Genomic DNA, 17,328 nt, shown 5'->3' with positions numbered 1-17,328 from the left:
ACGGGGGAGGCTGCCGATGTCGAGTGGCGTGCCGGCTGCAGAGGGAGGCGGGCTGGACTCGGCGTCCGAAGTTGAGCGGTACGGCCATCGTGGGGAGCCAATGAGGCGGGTCCTCGCGTCTTTGTTGAGCTCAGGACACGACGCTTTCGAACGCGCGATTTACTGTAAGAGGCCGGTGGCGACGGGTTGTGTTGGTGAACGAGCCGAACACGTTGTTACGCAACGATTTGGTGACCCCGAATCCTGGCCCGGCGTGGAGTTCTAGTTCTACGCGGCGGTGTTCGACTTCACTCTGGACGGGAACGACGACCTGCCCGGCGTGGACTTCACTTTTCTGCGCAGACCGGATGGGCACGAGGTCGGCGGTATCGTGGGCGACCCATCCGCCTCGGCGTCCTCGTGGGGCACGCTCTTCCAGGCCGTCAATGCCGACGCGGTCGTCGCCGCGGCCCGGGCCGGTGGGGGTAGCGCGGATATCCGGTGGACATGCCGTACGGGCGGACCGCGGAGATCACCGATCCGTTCGGTGCGAAGTTCACGGTGGGTTCCCCGCTGCCGGGTGTACAGGGGTAGACGTTCCCGTCGGGCTACCCGCCCCCAGCTGGTGCGTGCTCGGTAGCGTCGAGGGTGATCGCGGCCGCCGGGCCGGGGTGCTCGGACGAGGCGGCAAAGTTGATTCTTGATGGCTCGATCGGCCCGGTCGTGCGGTGAACGCCCAGAGCGAGCTGCCCACGCTGCTCCTGTCACGAGCGACCGCCGAGGCTGGGTCGAGGTGGTGACGGTCCCCGAACAGGGGTCTGCCGGCACGCGCGCCGCGGCAGGCCGGCCCTTTACGAGAAATTCTTGCTCGTGGCGTTTATCTGAGCGCGGGATCGGCGTCCTTGCAGCGAGTTTCGGCTGCCCGAGGACTGGTTCGACATCCTCAGAGCATCTGCGCATCGTGATGGTTCGGCTGAGAGGGGATGGGGCGGCCAAGCGTCGACCCGCCGTTGTGGTGAGCAATGATCGCGCCAATGCGACGGCGGAGCGGCTCGGTCAAGGGGGCGGTCACTGTGGAGCCGTTGACGAGTACCACGGCACACGTATTCGCATTTCAGGTTCTCGTCGAACCTGACGAATCGGGTATGCCGCGTGAGTCGAAGGCTCGAGCGGAGCAGGTTCGCTCGGTTTCGGTGTGTCGTCTCGACGGCGACGCGGTCGGGAAGCTCTCGACGAGAACGCTTGCCGCGTTCGACGAAAGCTCTGCGGCTGCATCTCGATCTGCACCCAGTCGCGTCCCTGCGATCGGATTTGACGGTTTCATCAGGGGGTGCCCCCGTTTCGCAACGGGCGAAGGCCGCTACCGCAACAGCGCGATCCCTTTCGCGGATGCCCTGTGCAAGGTGATCGGCGTTCCCTTCGGCCGCGACGACTTCCTTCAGATCCTGCACAGTCTCGCCACCGGTGGGACGGGTGGTGCCGGCCTCGTCCCGCCACGACGCCGATGTTCTCGAGGAAGCCGGCTTCGTCGGCGACCCCCGCGCTGCGACCGCTGCTCGTCTCGACCGTGACATCCGCATGACGGAGCTGGTCCGCTGATGCCGAAGGTGGTCGGGATATGTTCGTCGCCACGGTCATCAAACAGTGCCCATTTCACGGTGAAGTCGAGGATCTCCGGCGATGGGCGGAGCTGGCGGGATGGGCAGAGGTGGGAGCTCCGCGCTCGCTGGGCGGGTCGTTGTTGCGGATGGAGCATGACGAGCGCTGACGGATGAGGAAAGGTGTGCTGCGGACGACTTTCCGTCTCGCCTGTCGTCTGCTCCGATCTGCGTTCCGTTCATGTGCTTGCTCCGGTGGTTGCAGCTGCAAGCACGGCCTCCAGCCGCGGCTGGATCGATTCGGCCATCATGGTGATCTCCTGGGTGTGGAGGCCATTGTTGCGCGCGGCGTCGCGCCAGCTGGACAGTGCTCCAGCGACGCGGCGCATCTTCTCTCGGGCCTGTGCGGCGTTCAGGCTGCAGTCCTCCGCGAGAGCCAGCAGGGTTTCGGCTTCTTCGGGATGCGTGTCGGCTCCCATGATCGAAGTCGACCGTGCTCGCCACGGGTCCGGGGTCGGGTTCACGTCGAACACGGGGCTGATGGTCCACGAGCGGTGGTCTGCGAGAAAGCCGTGGTTGCGCAGATGGTCGTCGGTGTTGCCCAGTACCACGCTGGCGACGACGCGGTCGAAAAGCTCGTGGTGGTCCGCCCTAGGGGAACGGGAGAGGTCCCGGATCGCCTCGGCGATGTCGGCGTAGTCGCGGTGTTCGCCGTCGGATGCGCCGAGGGCCGTCATTGCGCTGATGTACCCGATGCGGTGCCCCTCGTTCGTGCGATCGAACCTGCGCAGGATCAGGACGCTGCGTTCTCCTACGCGGGTGAGCCTCCTGTGGGGGGTGCGGACCCCGGCGCGTTCCATCAGATCGAGCGCCGTGGCCTCCCATGCCATCACGTCCCACTGGTCGCTGCCGTGCGGGAACTTCGCGATTGCCAGTGCTCCGTCCTCGAGTCGAATCGACGCCTTCGGACGTGCGCCGCCGAGGCCTGTCGTGCCTGTGTCGAGGAGTTGCTTGATCGCTTGTGCAGGATCCTCATTGGAGGCGACCTCATCAGCCGCGTGCAGCAACTCGGGTAGCGACACCAGTTGAGGGACGGTCGAGGGTTTTCCGAGGAACGCTCTATCCCCAGCAAGCCTGAAGCGCAGTGCGCCCTGGCGGGTATCGTCGCTGACTCCGAGCAGGAAGTCGAGGTCGTCCAGGCGGCGCGGTGTTCTGCTCTCCTCGCGGGCGCGGGCGCGCTCGCCCTTTTCGATCAGGTTTCGCCCCCACCGGTCCGGAGCGCTGTCGGCGAAGGCTCGCACGAGGCCGCTTTGGTGTTGCGATCCTGCCACAAGCGGAAGCGCTGGGTCGATACTCATGCCATCGCCCGAGAGGTATTGGGGGTCGTAGAGAAATGTCGTGGAGATCCGGCCACGGCTTCGGGTGACGTGCGCCTGGCCGACCGTCCGGACGCTGCCCTTTTCGTCGATGAAGACCTCGACCGTGGTCATCGGGCGCGCTTCTTGGTGAGGTTGCCTGCCCGGAGCCGCCCGATGTCGCTGTTCAGGGGGTCGATCGCGTCGACGGTCCGGTCGAGCACGCCGAGTGCCCGGAGTACTTGGACGACATTGCGGAAGCTCACGCCCGGATCGCCGGTCTCGATCTTGCGCAGGGTGTCGCGGGTGATGTCGGCGCGCTCGGCGACCTGCTGGGCGGTAAGGCCCAGCACCATGCGCCAGCCGCGCACGTGCTCGCCGAAGGCGGCGACTTGTCGGTCGATCTTGTACCCGGCCATCATTCCTCCTTGTCCTCTATGGCTAGAACAGTAGGCCTATGTTTGCGTTATGGCGATAATCATAGTCATAACAGGGAGGTGCTGGTCCTACCGTCGCTGCTCGGCGCCAGGGCGCATGTGCGCAGGGTTCTGCTCACCGGCCTTCGGGTGCAGCCACCAGGCGAGCAGGCAGAGCGTGCCGACCCCGAGCAGGACGAGTGGCACCCAGGCCCCGCGATGTTGACGGCAGGACGGTTCGCGACGGCGACTTAACAAGTAGATCCACCGAGTCCCCGCGAAAACGACATCGTCTACGGAGCCCACAAGGTCCATGCGGAGTTGAATCGGAACAACCGAGCGGGTCGTCGAGAGCCTCCACTGAACCCGGGGGCGCAACAGTTCGCGGCGGTCGGATGACCGCACCGGACCGAATGCTGACCGCGGGCGCACCTCGCGCACACGCCCACCGTGGTCCCGGATACGACTACAACGACAAACAGTTGCGTCGGCACGAACGGGAAGTCATCGAGGTCGCCGAACGCGCCTACGAGACCCTCATCGCCGGGTGGCAGCCCCGCCGGCCCGCGCACACCGGCACCGCCGACTTCGGTGTTCGACCCCGCCGAGCCTAGGGTGATCGCGCCCTGCGTCAAGGCGATCCGCTCCGCGGTGGCCTGCCGGCCAGCCCTGACTTCGGGACACGATCACCCTCGATGAGCACATGCCCGCACCCACCGTCCTCAACAAGGCGAAACCCACCGAAACCTGCAGAACCCTTGACGATTACATCCGTCGAGCAGATCACCCGGCGGATCTCGGCGTCGTAGTCGAGGAAGGGCACGAACTCCGACCAGCTGTTTCCCACATCCGGACGATTGCCGGATAGCGCGGTCCCCACTTACCGGCGAACTCGCCGAACCGTTCCTTCGCCGCTGCCTCGGTCGGAGCGGTGTAGATCGGCCGCAGATCCCGGGACATCTCGTCCCAGTACTGTCGGGCGGCATACCGGAAGGTATTGCGCAGCAGATGGATCAGGCAGGTCTGCACCACCGTCGGTGGCCACACGGTGGTGATCGCCTCGGGCAGACCCTTGAGCCCGTCGCAGACGGCGATACACACGTCCTCGACACCGCGGTTCTTGATCTCCGTGAGCACCGCCAACCAGAACTTCGCGCCTTCACCGCCGTCGCCGGCCCACAAGCCGAGGATGTCGCGTTCACCGGCGGTGGTGACACCGACGGCGACGTAGACGGGCCGATTGGCGACCTGCCCATCGCGGATCTTGACGTGGATGGCATCGATGAACAGCACCGGATAGACCGAGTCGAGTGGACGGGCCGACCATTCGGCCATCTCGGCGAGCACCTTGTCGGTGATCTTGCTGATCGTTTCCTTCGACACCGTTGCGCCGTAGACGTCGTCGAAGTGCGCGGCGATCTCACCGGTGGTTAGCCCTTTCACCGACAGCGACAAGATGATCTCGTCGACTCCGGTCAGGCGGCGTTGGCGTTTCTTGACGATCTGCGGGTCGAAGGAGGCATCGGTGTCTCGCGGGACCTGGATCTGCACGGGGCCGATCTCGGTCAGCACGGTCTTGGTGCGCCGGCCGTTGCGGGAATTCCCGTTGTTTCTCCCTTCGACCTGGTGTTTCTCGTAGCCGAGGTGCTCATCCATTTCCGCTTCGAGGGCGGTTTCGAGCACGGTGGCGGTGAGTTGGTTGAGCAGGCCGTTCGGGCCGACCAGCTCGACGCCGTCGGCTTTGGATTGGGCGAGCAACTGCTGCGCCAGCTGCTGGGGATCGATCTTCGGCTGATCCATGGGATCGAGTGTTTCGGTCATGATGGTGCCTTCTCGCCAAGCAAGCCCGTGCGGTCGTGCTCGTCCGCGGTGGTCTCCACCACGCAGGTTCACCTGGTCGGCGAGTCCGGGCGCCGCGTCGCGTGTCGGCCAAAACCGGATCAACCGTTATCCCAGTGTCACGCTTGATGGGGTCGACCGGTTCGCTCCACCGTTATCTACGCCTTCGTGGCTTGTGTCCGTAGTGCGGCCGGTCGATACAAAGCGGACCGGCCGATCTGGCTTGAGAGGAGCGTGGCGTCGCCCCCACTGGGATATGCCGATCGACCGGTCTATGCCACCGACCCGTCGCTGGGAGGGAGACATACCATCATGATGGTCATCGGAATCGACGCACACAAGCGCACTCATACCGCTGTCGCCGCCGATCAGGCAGGTCGGCAGCTATCGACGAAAACCATTGGCACCACCAGCAAAGACCACCTGACACTGCTGCAATGGGCGACCGGACAAGGCAACGACCGCCTCTGGGCGATTGAGGATTGCCGGCACCTGAGCCGCCGTCTCGAACGAGATCTGCTCGCCGCCGGTGAGCGAGTGGTCCGGGTATCGCCGAAACTGATGGCGAACTCGCGTGATGCTGCCCGCACCTACGGCAAGTCTGATCCCATCGATGCTCTCGCGGTCGCCCGCGCAGCACTGCGCGAGCCGGATCTACCTATAGCCCGCCTCGACGGCGCAGACCGCGAGATTCGATTGCTGGTCGACCACCGGGAGGACCTCGTCGCCGAACGCACCCGCATCATCTCCCGACTGCGGTGGCATCTGCACGAGCTCGACCCAGCCTGGCGACCGCCCACAAAATTGGATCGGACCAGCGCTTTCGACAAGATCGGGGTGCACGTTGCGACGTTTTCCGGGTTGGTCGCGGACCTGGCTGTCCGTCTCGTCGACCACCTGCGTCGTCTCACCGTCGAGATCGATGAGCTCGCTGCAGAGATCACTTCCCGGACGACGATGCTGGCGCCGTCGTTGCTGGCGATCCCCGGCTGCGCCGCCTTGACGGCGGCGAAGATCATCGGTGAGACCGCCGGTATCGACCGGTTCCGTTCCAAGGACTCCTTCGCCCGGCACAACGGAACTGCACCGATCCCGGTGTGGTCATCGAATCATGCCCGACATCGACTCTCGCGCACCGGAAACCGACAACTCAACGCCGCGATACACCGGATCGCGCTCACTCAGGCACGGTGCCACGAGGACGCACGCGCTCTCTTGGCTCGCCGAAAGGCAGGTGGAGATGGCGGGATGGAAGCACTCCGCGTCCTCAAACGCCGATTGTCGGACGTCGTCTTCCGAGCGATGGTCGCGGACCAATCATCACTTATGGACGTTGCTGCTTGACAGAGGAGCTAGCGACACTCCCGATCACAACGGCTACCACGTCATATCGGCCGCAAACGGGCCCTCGAAATGATCCTTACCGGCGACGCGGTCGATGCCCACCGCGCCTACGAGATGGGTTTGATCAATCACGTCGTCCCGGCCACCGAGCTGCTGTCCACCGCGTTGGAGTTGGCGGTACGCACCGACCGCAGTGCATGCCTGTCTCGCTGCCGTCACCCGCGGCCTCAACGTGCCCATCGACGAAGGACTCGCTGTCGAGGCCGCATGGTTCGCAACCACCATTCCCACCGCGGGCGTGAGGAAAGGGCTCGACGAATTCCTCGGCCGACGGACAGTAGCCCCGATGTAAGTACGTGTTTCGGGTAGGAGACGTCGAACACTCGCACACGGGCGCATTCCGTGCGAAGTGCGGCGGGCCACTTTCCCCGTGATCGGGAAGGGGGCTCCAACCGGGCGCGGGGCTTCTCCAGTCCTGATCCGTTGAGAGTTCGATGCCCTGCACGAACCGATCATCACGAGCCGAGGTGGTGAAGTGGAAGGCTCGGTATTCAGAGACACTGATGGAGCATCGCTGCCAACCCGCGTGTTGCGGCCGCTTCGGTCTCTGCGCCCCACGCGCTCAGAGCATCGGCTGAGACCATCAGAGATGCGGACGAATCAGCGGGGATGCCGTCGCCGAGCGGTAGTCCGATTTCCTGGCGGAGTTCATGCATAAGGACAGTGCACTTCATGAGACTTTCTTTGTTCGGTTGATTGGAGCGGGGATGCAGTAGGTGTTCACGGCGTCGTTGTCTCGATCCACTCTTCGTAGAACGGCGGCATGGCTGAGGCCTTGTCGTGGAACTCGGGCGGGCGTTTGTCGCGGAAGGCCTGCACTCCCTCGGCGCCGTCGCCGATGCTGGTGTAGAACATGGCCAGCGAATCGACGCGGTGGGCATCTGCGGGGTGAGCAGCGGCCGCGTTTCGCAGCAGCATCTGGCGCATCAGGGCCACAGAGACCGATGAGCGGTCGTGGGTCCAGGCATTCGCCAACGCGCGCGCTTCGCTGTGCAACATCTCGGGTTCATGGACCGCCTGCGCCAACCCGCCGATGTATGCGACCTCGGCGTTGAGGATCTCTGCCCTATAGACCAGATCCAGCGCAGTGGGCATGCCGACGAGCCGGGGAAGGAACCATGTCGAGCACGCTTCGGGCACTATTCCGAGTTTGCCGAACACCAGGCCGAACCGCGCTCGGGTCGACATCAGGCGCGCGTCCATCGCCAGCGTCATGGTTGCACCGATTCCGACGGCCGCACCGTTGATTGCGGCGATCACCGGTTTACGGCAGGCATGGATTGCGAGGGTGACGCGGCCGCCTGTGTCGCGGATCCGGCGCAATTCGGGGTCGTCGAGATTCTTCATGTCGGCAAGAGTGGGGCGTTTCGACTCGTCGAGCCCGAACACATTCCCTTCACTCGACAGGTCCATGCCGGCGCAGAACGCGCGCCCTGCTCCGGTGACGATCACGGCCCGGACCGTGTCGTCGTCATTCACCGATACGAAGGTGTGCTCGAGTTCGTCGGCCATCTCGACGGTGAACGCATTGAGACGGTCGGGACGGTTGAGGACCACGGTGAGGATGCCGTCCTCGACTTCGTGGCGAAGGGTGGTGTATTCCATGACTTCTCCCGTCTGCCTGTCAGGCGAGGTCGGCGGCAATCCTGCGGATGGCGGCTTCGGCATCGCTCACGATGTCCGAGATGATCGTCTTGCAGGGAAGCACGGCATCGATGAGACCTTGGGATTGACCGGCCCACCACATGCCCCCTTCCATGTTCCCCTTCTCCAGCACTTCCGTTCGGCCGCGTACCCCGGAGGCGAGGTGTGCGACGTCGGAGAACGTGGCGTCAGGGCGGGCGGAGAGGGCTGCGATCGTCTCGGATATGGAGTTGCGGGCCACACGTGCGGTATTACGGAACTCTCGGAACACGAGGATGGTCTGGCGTTCGTCGTTGGCAACGATCTGGGCCTTGACGTTCGGATGCACGGGAGCTTCGTCGCTGGCCACGAACCGGGTGCCCATGTTGATTGCGCATGCGCCGAGGGCCAGTGCTGCGGCCAATCCGTCGCCGGTGGCGAATCCGCCACTGGCGATGATCGGGATGGCGAGCACGCGCGCTGCGGCGGGGATGAGGATCAGGCCGGGGACGTCCTCGTTGCCGGGATGGCCGGCGCACTCGAACCCGTCGATACTGACGGCGTCGACACCCATGGACTGTGCTTTGATCGCATGCCGGACCGCTACCGCTTTGTGGATGACCTTGATCCCGGCGGCTTTGAACGCCGCCACATGTTCTTGGGGGTTGCTGCCGGCGGTTTCCACGATGGTGATGCCGCTGTCGATGATCGCGGCCCGGTAGTCGTCGTACGGCACGGGAGTGACGGTGGGCAGCAGGGTGAGATTGACACCGAACGGCTTATCGGTCATCTCCCGGCACCGGGCGATCTCAGCGACGAGAGCTTCGGGGGTGGGTTGCGTCAGCGCGGTGAGAAACCCCAAACCCCCGGCATTGGCCACCGCGGAGATCAGCTCCGCGGTGCCGACCCCGGTCATGCCACCGCACACCACCGGGTGCTCGATCCCGAAAGTGTCGGTGAAACGTGTGCGCAGCACGATCACGGCCTCCCTGCGTGCGGAACGTCGACTCTCGTCGAGAGGACCTTGGCTTCACGCGCAGCGCTGCGCTTGGCTTCGTCGAAATCCGGTGCGACCGAGAGGAATAGTGTGCGACCGTCATCGCCACCGAGCGCGACCGCGAACACTCCCAGCGGAGCCGTACTCACCTCGTCCAGGATGGTTCCGCCTTCGGCCAGGCGGACGGCACGTTGGTTGACGCAGTCGGCGATCCAGATGGCACCTTCAGCGTCAAGGGCCTGACCATCCGGCGCGATCGTGCACGCCGCGAGCCGCTTCTCCACGCTCGCCTCGTCGCCGAGATCGCCGAATGAGGCGAAGTCCTGACGGGGGCCGAGTGTGCCGTCCGGTTCGATGTCGAATCGGGAGACGCGGTTGCCGAACAGTTCGTTGACGTACAGCGTTCTTCCGTCCGGGGAGATGCACATACCGTTCGGGAAGGACAATCCTTCGGCAGCGACTCGGGAAGTGCCGTCGGTGTCGACGAGGACGACAACGCCGTGCTCGTGGTCGGCTCCTCCCATGAGATCGAATCCGAACTCGCCGACGTATGCCTGCCCGCTCGCGGCGACCACCATGTCGTTGGCGTGACCGTGGCAGTGTTCGGAGATGTCGGCGTGCTCGACGAGCGAGCCGTCGGATTCGCGGCGCAGGACTTTGCGGTCCTTCATCGAGACAACGAGCATGCGCCCGTCGGGAAGCCATCCGAGTCCGGACGGCTGGTGTTCGACGGTGCAGACCTGTTCGATGGATCCGTCGGCGTTCACGGCATTGACCGAGTGGGTGTAGAAATCCACGAACCACAGTCGGCCCTCATGCCACCGAGGTCCCTCGGTGTAGGTGAATCCTGTTGCGACTTCCGTCATTGGACGACTTGTCATGGGAGTACCTTTCTTCCGGCGCTCGTTGCCCGCTGGGCTCGGCCGGTGTCGGCCGGGCGCCCATGCGGGTGAGGTGGCTCCAGTCTCGGGATCCTCACGGCAGTCGAGGTGTCCCACAACGCAACAGTGCGTACGAGTTCATCGGGCGCTGTCGCAAATTCGGACGGTTCGGTGCGAGGGTTGGTGTGCAGGCTGGTCGTACCCTCGCTCACCTGATCCGGAGGAATGCGCCATGCTCACCACGATGATGGATCGTCCACTGCTGATCAGCTCGCTGCTGTGGCGTGCTGAGAACGTCTTTGCCGACCGGGTCGGAGTCTCGTGCGACGCAACCCGCGGAGACCGAGAGTTCACCTACCGCGATCTCGGTGCGACCGCACGCCGGTTTGCTGGTTCCTTCGGGAACCTGGGCATCGGGTTCGGAACCAGGGTCGCGACGTTGGCATGGAACACCTTCGAGCATCTTGTCGCCTACTACGCAGTTCCTGCGTGCGGGGCAGTGCTGCATACGGTCAACCATCGGATGTCGCCCGAGCACATCGCCTACACAATGGACAAGGCCGAGGACGAGGTGGTGCTGATTGACGCTGATCTGTTGCCCGTTCTCTTCGAGATTCTCCCGCGTCTCCCGCGGATCCGGCATGTGGTGGTCATCGGTGATCTCGAGCAGGCCGAGTATTTGGTATCTGCAGAGGTGACATGGTGGTCGTTCGACGGATTGTTGCTCGATGCCGTGCCGATCGAGGAATTCCCGGAGTTCGACGAGGCGACCGCATCGTCCATTTGCTTCACCTCGGGTACCACCGGGCTGCCCAAGGGGGTGGTGTACAGCCATCGAAGTACGGTGCTGCACGCGATGGCGATCAGTGCTTCCGGGGGCGTCGCGATCGACGGTAGGCACTCGTACTTACTTGCCACGCAGATGTCCCATGTACACAGTTGGGGTGTTCCGTACGCGGGGGTGCTGCAGGGCGCACGTCTCGTCCTCCCCGGGCCGCACCCTTCGCCGGCGGAGCTTCTGCGCATCATCACGGATCAGACACCCGATGTCTTCGTCGGCGCTCCGGCTGTGGCAGCGCTCATGCGTGCACAGTTCGATGCCGATCCCGAGCGTTACGACCTCGGAAGTTTGCAGACCATGTGGTTGGGCGGGCAGGTGCTGCCACCAGTGCTGGTGAGGTGGTGGGCGGAGCGGAGAGTGGTGACCGTCAACGGGTGGGGGATGACCGAAACCTCCCCTATGGGTACTTTCAGCAACTCGGCCGAATGCCAAGGTAGGCCCTTGCCGTTGTTCCAGGTGCGTGTCGTCGACGAGGAGGGTCGGAAGCTGCCGTGGAATGGCTTCACCACCGGCGAGCTGGAGGTTCGTTCGCCGTGGGTAACCGGGACGTACTTCGACGACGACCGCGCCGCCGAGGCGTTCGACGCCGGCTGGTTGCGCAGCGGCGACGTCGCGGTGATTCATCCGGACGGCCGGCTGGAGATCCGCGACCGGGTCAAGGACCTTATCAAGAGCGGGGGAGAATGGATCTCTTCCGTTGAGGTCGAGAACCAGCTGCTCCTGCATCCGGCGGTGGTGGAGGCCGCTGTCATCGCGGTACCGCACGAGACCTGGCAGGAGCGCCCCGTGGCGTGGGTTCGGACTTCGGGGGAGGTCTCCGACGATCAGCTTCGGGCCCACTTGGCGGTGACCTTGCCGAAGTTCTGGCTCCCGGACACGTTCGTGCGGGTGGACGAGGTCCCCAAGACATCAGTGGGCAAACTTGACAAGGTGCGTATGCGCCGGATGTGGGCCCAGAAGTCTGCGGTGTAGCGTTCTGGGACACTCATGGCCCATGTGACCTCTATTACATAATGTTCGTACTGACCATGAGGTGTTCGAGGTGGTGATGACGTGACCGAGCGGCTTCGCATGCACGTAGACGATCGCAATTCCGACGGGTATGACTCCGACAGGTATGACAATGCTTCGCCACGAGTGCGGCCGGAGATCGAGCAGTCCTGGCGCCGCTGCCGTGCCATCGGGGCGGCTTCGGACGGTTCTCGTCTGCGTTACATCGATACCCCCGCCGACTCGAAGCTTGTGCGTGCGGCGCGGCCGGTTCTGGATCGGTTGGCCGATCAACTCGCCGATGCGCCGGTGACGATCCTGCTCGCCTCCCAGGATGCGACCATCGTCGACCGGCGGGCCGGGCAGCGGTCGCTGCTCGGTCGTCTCGACCGTGCCCAGGTCGCCCCGGGGTTCATCTTCGCCGAGGAATGCGCCGGAACCAACGGGATCGGCACCGCCCTCGAAGAACGCAAAGCGTTCCGGGTCCGCGGGGAAGAGCACCTGCTCGAGTCGCTGCATCCGCTGGCCTGTGTCGGCTCACCGATCGTCGACCCGGTCTCGCGTGCGGTGACCGGCATCGTCGACATCACCTGCGAGGTCGACGATGTCAACGAGCTGATGGCACCGCTGGTCCTGTCGGCGGTACGCGACATCGAAGAACGACTGTTCGCCCTGTCCGCCCGCAGCGAGCAGAGCCTGCTGCGCGAATACATGCGCAGCAAACGCCGCGGCCACGCCGCGGTGGTAGCGATGAGCCGGGACACGGTGATCGCGACCCCGACGGTGTCACGGTTGATGGATTCGACCGATCAGATGATGATCTGGGACTGGATCAGCACCCATCTGGCCGCCAAGGACGAATGGGAAGGACCGCTGCGCTTCGCCGAGGGGATCGACGTGCGGGTCCATGCCCGCCGGGTCGGTGAGCCCACCGATCCGCTCAGCGCGATCATCGAACTGCGCCCGCTGGCCTCACCGGCCCCGCCGCGCCCCCGCGCCCGCCTGGCCCCCGCCCCGCCCGCCGGTGCGGCGCCGGCGGCGCGTATCGCCGGCCGCAGCCTGGCCGCGCACCGGCTCCAGGACCGGGTCGACGAGATCGTCGGCACCGTGGCGCCGGTGCTGATCGTCGGCGAGTCCGGTGTCGGCAAAACCCACCTGGCCCGTCAGATCCAGCACCGCTGGGGCCACCACACCCCGGTCCCGAGCGTGGACGCGTCGACGTTGACCCCCTCAAAGGTGGCCGAGCTGCGGGCGCGTCTGTCCGGCAGCTTCGCGTGCATCCTCGAGCACCTCGACGAGGTCCCCGACGATGCTCTCGCCCCCACCCGGCGGTTGCTCGACGCCGCCGTCGAGCTGGGTGCACCGCTGATCGCCACGGCCACCTCGAGCACCCCCGACGAGCTTGGTCATCAGGTGCAGACCCATGTGCGGCGCAGCGTGTGCATCCCGCCGCTGCGTCAGCGCATCGAAGATCTCACCGATCTCGCGCGTGAGTTGCTCGCCGCCGAGTTCCCCGACCGCCCGACTCCGCAACTGCAACCGGCGGCCCATCGCGCCGTGATCGCCCATCACTGGCCCGGCAACCTGCGTGAGCTGGCCTCGGTGCTGACCACCGCCGCCGCACGATCGATGGGTTTCGACATCAAACTCGAACACCTGCCCGCCGACTACCGCACCCTCGGTGCCGGCCGCCGGTTGACCTCCCTCGAACGCACCGAACGCGAAGCGATCGTGCGCGCCCTCGACGAGTCCGACGGCAACAAATCCCTCGCCGCCCATCGGCTCGGCGTGGCCCGCTCGACCCTCTACCGCAAGATCCGCGCACTGGGCCTGGAAAACGAAAAGTTCGGTTCCTGACCCTGGAACACTCTGTCGCATAACGGGACATCCCCCACGGCGCGCCGCACGAGACGATGAGATGGGGTAGGCAATCACGATCCCTGCCTCCTCACACCGTCCGTCTGGATGGTGACGTCCACCCGATCCGAAGGATGACCCATCATGAAGCGAACGGTGTACGGTGATGATCACAAGGCTTACCGACACTCTGTCTGCGAGTTTCTCGCTCGATGGTTCGAGCCCCTGGCCGCCGACGTTCGTGCCGACAGGGCATTGCCGCGAGATTTCTGGCTTGCCGCAGGCAAGCACGACCTGTTGGGGCTCGAAGTACCCGAACGATATTCAGGTGTCGAGGCAGGTGACTATCGCTTCAATGCGGTCCTCATCGAGGAATTGGCCAAGATGAACGCCGCGTTGGCGTCGAGTGTGAGTATTCACTGTGACGTCGTGGCGCCGTATCTGGTGCATCTGACCACCGAGGAACAAAAGGCCAGGTGGCTTCCAGGACTGTGTTCCGGTGACGTGCTCACTGCCATCGGAATGACCGAACCCGGTGGGGGATCGGATCTGGCCGCACTGAAGACCACCGCAGTACGGGACGGCAACGGGTGGTTGCTCTCGGGTGCCAAGACATTCATCACCAATGGCTACTCGGCAGACCTGGTGATCATTCCTGCACGTACCTCTCCATCGAAGAAGGCCAAGGGAATAACCCTTTTCGGCGTGGACACCTCCTTGCCCGGATTCGAGCGTGGCCGAAAACTCGACAAGGTCGGCCAGGACGAAGCGGACACCGCTGAACTCTTCCTCGACCGGGTGCGCGTCACCGATGACGACGTGATCGGCGAACTCGATCGAGGATTCATCCACATGATGTCGTTCCTGCCCCAGGAACGCCTCGGATGCGCCATAGCCAATCTCGCGCACGCTGCGCAGATTCTGCTCGAGACGATCGACTACTGCCGAGAACGAAAAGCATTCGGGCAGTCAATCGGAACGTTTCAGCACAACAAGTTCTTGCTTGCCGAACTGGTGACACAGATCGACGTCACACAGGCATACGTCGACCGCTGCATCGAAGCCCACTCGAAGGGGACGTTGACACCAACCGATGCAGCCAAGGCGAAATGGTGGACTGCAGAGATCCAGAACCGGATCCTCGATCATTGCGTGCAACTGCACGGGGGATACGGCTACATGAACGAGTACCGAGTGGCACGAGCCTGGCGGGATGCCCGGGTCACGAAGATCTGGGCGGGATCGAACGAAATCATGAAAGAACTGATCGGTCGCGATCTGGGTTTCTGATCTCGGAGTCGAGTACCGATCGTTCTGTCGTGAGTGCAGCAGGTTCGAATGTCGAACGGTAAGCGAATTAGTTTGTGCTGCTTATCAATACATGTGTCGTATCGGATTGTCTTGACTCGATTTCGGACACTTCACATCACATGTTCGCTTCTACCGTCGTAGATGTCCGGGCGGAAACACCCGTCCCGGGAAATCTCCAGGAGGACCACATGACCGAATCCCAGGTCGCCACAGCGACCCGCAGCGGCTCACACTCTAACAATGACGTACTCGATGTTCTGATCATCGGGGGAGGATTCTCCGGCCTGTACGCATTGGACCGACTGCGCGATCTCGGTTTCACCGTCAAAGTCTGGGACGCCGCGGGTGGACTGGGCGGAATCTGGTGGTGGAACTGCTATCCCGGAGCCCGTACCGACAGCACCGGACAGATCTACCAGTTCTCCTACAAGGACCTGTGGAAGAAGTACGACTTCACCGAACTGTATCCGGGCCACCAGGGGGTCCGTGAGTACTTCAACTACGTCGACTCACAGCTCGACCTCACCCGCGACGTCGTGTTCGACACTTTCGCCGAAGCATGCACGTGGGACGAGGAGACCCGCCAGTGGACCGTACGGTCCGCCGACGGCAAGACCCAGAAGGCACGGCAGGTCATTGTTGCCACAGGATTCGGCGCCAAGCCGCTGTATCCGAATCTCGAAGGGCTCGATTCCTTCGCCGGTGAGTGCTACCACACTGCGCGCTGGCCTCAAGAGGGCGTGGATATGAGTGGCCGCAAAGTTGTCGTCATCGGTACCGGCGCCAGCGGTGTACAGGTCGTCCAGGAGGCAGGTCATGTCGCCGAACACGTCACCGTGTTCCAACGCACCCCGAATCTGGCACTTCCGATGCAACAACGCAAACTCACCCATGACGACAACGATCACTTCCGGAAGGGACTGCCCGAGCGGTTTGCTAAGCGCTACAAGGCGTTTGCCGGCTTCGACTTCGATTTCATTCCGCAGAACGCCACCGACCTGAGTAAGGAAGAGCGCGACGCGATCTACGAGAAGATGTGGGCAGAAGGTGGTTTCGAGCTGTGGCTCGGAAACTTCCAGGACATCCTTGTAGATGAGGAGGCCAACCGCACGTTCTACGACTTCTGGCGTGGCAAGGTCCTCGAGCGGGTCACCGACCCCAAGAAAGCGGCAATCGTCGCACCGGAGACGCCTCCGCATCCCTACGGCGTCAAGCGTCCCTCCCTCGAACAGGACTACTTCGATGTCATCAATCAGGACAACGTCGATGTCATCGACTCCAACGTCACGCCGATTCGGCGGGTGCTGCCCCATGGTGTCGAAACCGACGACGGTGTCATCGAATGCGACCTCCTCGTACTGGCAACAGGGTTCGACAACAACCGTGGTGGGATCATGGCCATCGATATCACCGGCGTCGACGGCCTGAAGATTCAGGACAAGTGGAAGTCCGGTGTCGACACGTGCCTGGGCCTGTCAACCCGCGGATTCCCGAACATGATGTTCCTGTACGGACCTCAGAGCCCGTCCGGGTTCTGCAACGGCCCGACATCTGCCGAGTACCAAGGTGAAATCGTCGTCGAGTTCCTCGAGTACCTGCGCGAGAAAGGGGCGACACGGTTCGAGAACACCGAAGAGTCCGAGAAGCAGTGGCGCGCACACGTCGACGAGCTTTTCGTGAACTCGATGTTCACGAAGGCACGTTCCTGGTACTGGGGTGCAAACGTGCCCGGTAAGCCGGCGCAGATGCTCAACTACTCAGGGGGAGTCCCTCAGTACTTTGCGCGTTGGGAAGAAATCAAGGCCAACGGTTACGACACCTACGGGACCGACTGACGAGACGGATGCGTTTGGGCTACTGGGTCCCCAGTAGCCCAAGCATCCATTCGACGGGGCTCGCTGCCCTGATCCCGATGGACATCGACTGCGTCGATGGGGCAGTGATGGAACTGAGAGAGCATTGTCTTCGAGCAGGTTTCGCCATAGGCGAGGCGGGCGCGAGCATCGGTGATGCGGTCGCGATGTACGCGAGACGAATCAAACGGCAGCGCACGAACACGACGTGGATCGCCCAAGCGGGATCTGCGACTGTCCAGAGTTCTGGTTCAAACCGAACCGATGACGGACCTGGAAGGGTGTTGCCACGACCCTGACGTGCAAGAAGGCGCTGTGACGGAACGACGGGACCGGCCTGATGTGGAGGCAGAGGTGGGCCTTCATCTGCTGTCAGAGCTTCGT

The 17,328-nt window shown here is 63.8% G+C and carries 13 protein-coding genes and 2 pseudogenes; 9 read left to right on the top strand and 6 right to left on the bottom strand.

The window, feature by feature from the left end:
* Positions 1 to 943: 943 nt before the first annotated feature.
* Positions 944 to 1,263, top strand: a pseudogene (locus GON09_RS26115) (type II toxin-antitoxin system PemK/MazF family toxin); the annotation flags it as partial.
* Positions 1,264 to 1,443: 180 nt separating this feature from the next.
* Positions 1,444 to 1,578 carry a hypothetical protein gene (locus GON09_RS28805; RefSeq protein ID WP_280521706.1) on the top strand — a complete coding sequence of 45 codons (135 nt, stop codon included), beginning with the start codon at positions 1,444 to 1,446 and terminating at the stop codon, positions 1,576 to 1,578.
* 238 nt (positions 1,579 to 1,816) lie between these two features.
* Here the strand turns inward: GON09_RS28805 and GON09_RS26110 are convergent, their stop codons facing one another.
* Together GON09_RS26110 and GON09_RS26105 are read right to left on the bottom strand one after the other, a co-directional pair.
* Complete coding sequence (locus tag GON09_RS26110) at positions 1,817 to 3,067, bottom strand: type II toxin-antitoxin system HipA family toxin (protein WP_213934894.1); 1,251 nt, start codon at positions 3,065 to 3,067, stop codon at positions 1,817 to 1,819.
* A complete protein-coding gene (locus tag GON09_RS26105; protein WP_213934893.1) occupies positions 3,064 to 3,351 on the bottom strand; it encodes a helix-turn-helix domain-containing protein in 288 nt (95 codons plus the stop codon). Before GON09_RS26105 ends, GON09_RS26110 begins: the two co-directional genes overlap by 4 nt.
* Positions 3,352 to 3,743: 392 nt before the next feature.
* On the opposite strand from GON09_RS26105, the gene GON09_RS26100 reads away from it, so the two are divergent.
* Entirely contained in the window at positions 3,744 to 3,962 is a 219-nt protein-coding gene (locus GON09_RS26100) for a hypothetical protein (protein WP_213934892.1), read from the top strand.
* Positions 3,963 to 4,111: 149 nt separating this feature from the next.
* Here the strand turns inward: GON09_RS26100 and GON09_RS26095 are convergent.
* Positions 4,112 to 5,169, bottom strand: a pseudogene (locus GON09_RS26095) (IS256 family transposase); the annotation flags it as partial.
* 330 nt (positions 5,170 to 5,499) lie between these two features.
* Here GON09_RS26095 and GON09_RS26090 point away from each other — a divergent pair.
* Together GON09_RS26090 and GON09_RS26085 are read left to right on the top strand one after the other, a co-directional pair.
* Positions 5,500 to 6,531: an IS110 family transposase gene (locus tag GON09_RS26090; protein WP_213934891.1), complete on the top strand. Its 1,032-nt coding sequence runs from the start codon at positions 5,500 to 5,502 to the stop codon at positions 6,529 to 6,531.
* A 69-nt stretch (positions 6,532 to 6,600) separates the two neighbouring features.
* Positions 6,601 to 6,900 (top strand): enoyl-CoA hydratase/isomerase family protein, encoded by a 300-nt coding sequence (locus GON09_RS26085; protein ID WP_213934890.1) that lies wholly within the window; start codon positions 6,601 to 6,603, stop codon positions 6,898 to 6,900.
* Between the two features lie 411 nt (positions 6,901 to 7,311).
* Here the strand turns inward: GON09_RS26085 and GON09_RS26080 are convergent, their stop codons facing one another.
* The 3 genes from GON09_RS26080 to GON09_RS26070 are packed head-to-tail and all read right to left on the bottom strand — an operon-like array spanning position 7,312 to position 10,092.
* A complete protein-coding gene (locus GON09_RS26080; RefSeq protein WP_213934889.1) occupies positions 7,312 to 8,196 on the bottom strand; it encodes a crotonase/enoyl-CoA hydratase family protein in 885 nt (294 codons plus the stop codon).
* A gap of 19 nt (positions 8,197 to 8,215) precedes the next feature.
* Entirely contained in the window at positions 8,216 to 9,196 is a 981-nt protein-coding gene (locus tag GON09_RS26075; RefSeq protein ID WP_213934888.1) for an NAD(P)H-dependent flavin oxidoreductase, read from the bottom strand.
* On the bottom strand, positions 9,193 to 10,092 hold the full coding sequence (locus GON09_RS26070; protein ID WP_213934887.1) for an SMP-30/gluconolactonase/LRE family protein: 900 nt from the start codon (positions 10,090 to 10,092) through the stop codon (positions 9,193 to 9,195). Before GON09_RS26070 ends, GON09_RS26075 begins: the two co-directional genes overlap by 4 nt.
* A gap of 232 nt (positions 10,093 to 10,324) precedes the next feature.
* On the opposite strand from GON09_RS26070, the gene GON09_RS26065 reads away from it, so the two are divergent.
* The 4 genes from GON09_RS26065 (at position 10,325) to GON09_RS26050 (ending at position 16,926) form a co-directional block, all read left to right on the top strand.
* Positions 10,325 to 11,905, top strand: a complete 1,581-nt coding sequence (locus tag GON09_RS26065; RefSeq protein ID WP_213934886.1) for a long-chain-fatty-acid--CoA ligase — start codon at positions 10,325 to 10,327, stop codon at positions 11,903 to 11,905.
* A 165-nt stretch (positions 11,906 to 12,070) separates the two neighbouring features.
* Entirely contained in the window at positions 12,071 to 13,780 is a 1,710-nt protein-coding gene (locus GON09_RS28905; protein ID WP_213934885.1) for a sigma-54-dependent Fis family transcriptional regulator, read from the top strand.
* A gap of 144 nt (positions 13,781 to 13,924) precedes the next feature.
* Complete coding sequence (locus GON09_RS26055; protein ID WP_213934884.1) at positions 13,925 to 15,070, top strand: acyl-CoA dehydrogenase family protein; 1,146 nt, start codon at positions 13,925 to 13,927, stop codon at positions 15,068 to 15,070.
* Positions 15,071 to 15,279: 209 nt separating this feature from the next.
* On the top strand, positions 15,280 to 16,926 hold the full coding sequence (locus GON09_RS26050; RefSeq protein WP_213934883.1) for a flavin-containing monooxygenase: 1,647 nt from the start codon (positions 15,280 to 15,282) through the stop codon (positions 16,924 to 16,926).
* Positions 16,927 to 17,328: the final 402 nt, after the last annotated feature.

Source organism: Rhodococcus sp. B50, assembly GCF_013602415.1.
Classification (GTDB): domain Bacteria; phylum Actinomycetota; class Actinomycetes; order Mycobacteriales; family Mycobacteriaceae; genus Rhodococcus.
This window is presented reverse-complemented; position numbering and strand designations above follow the sequence as displayed.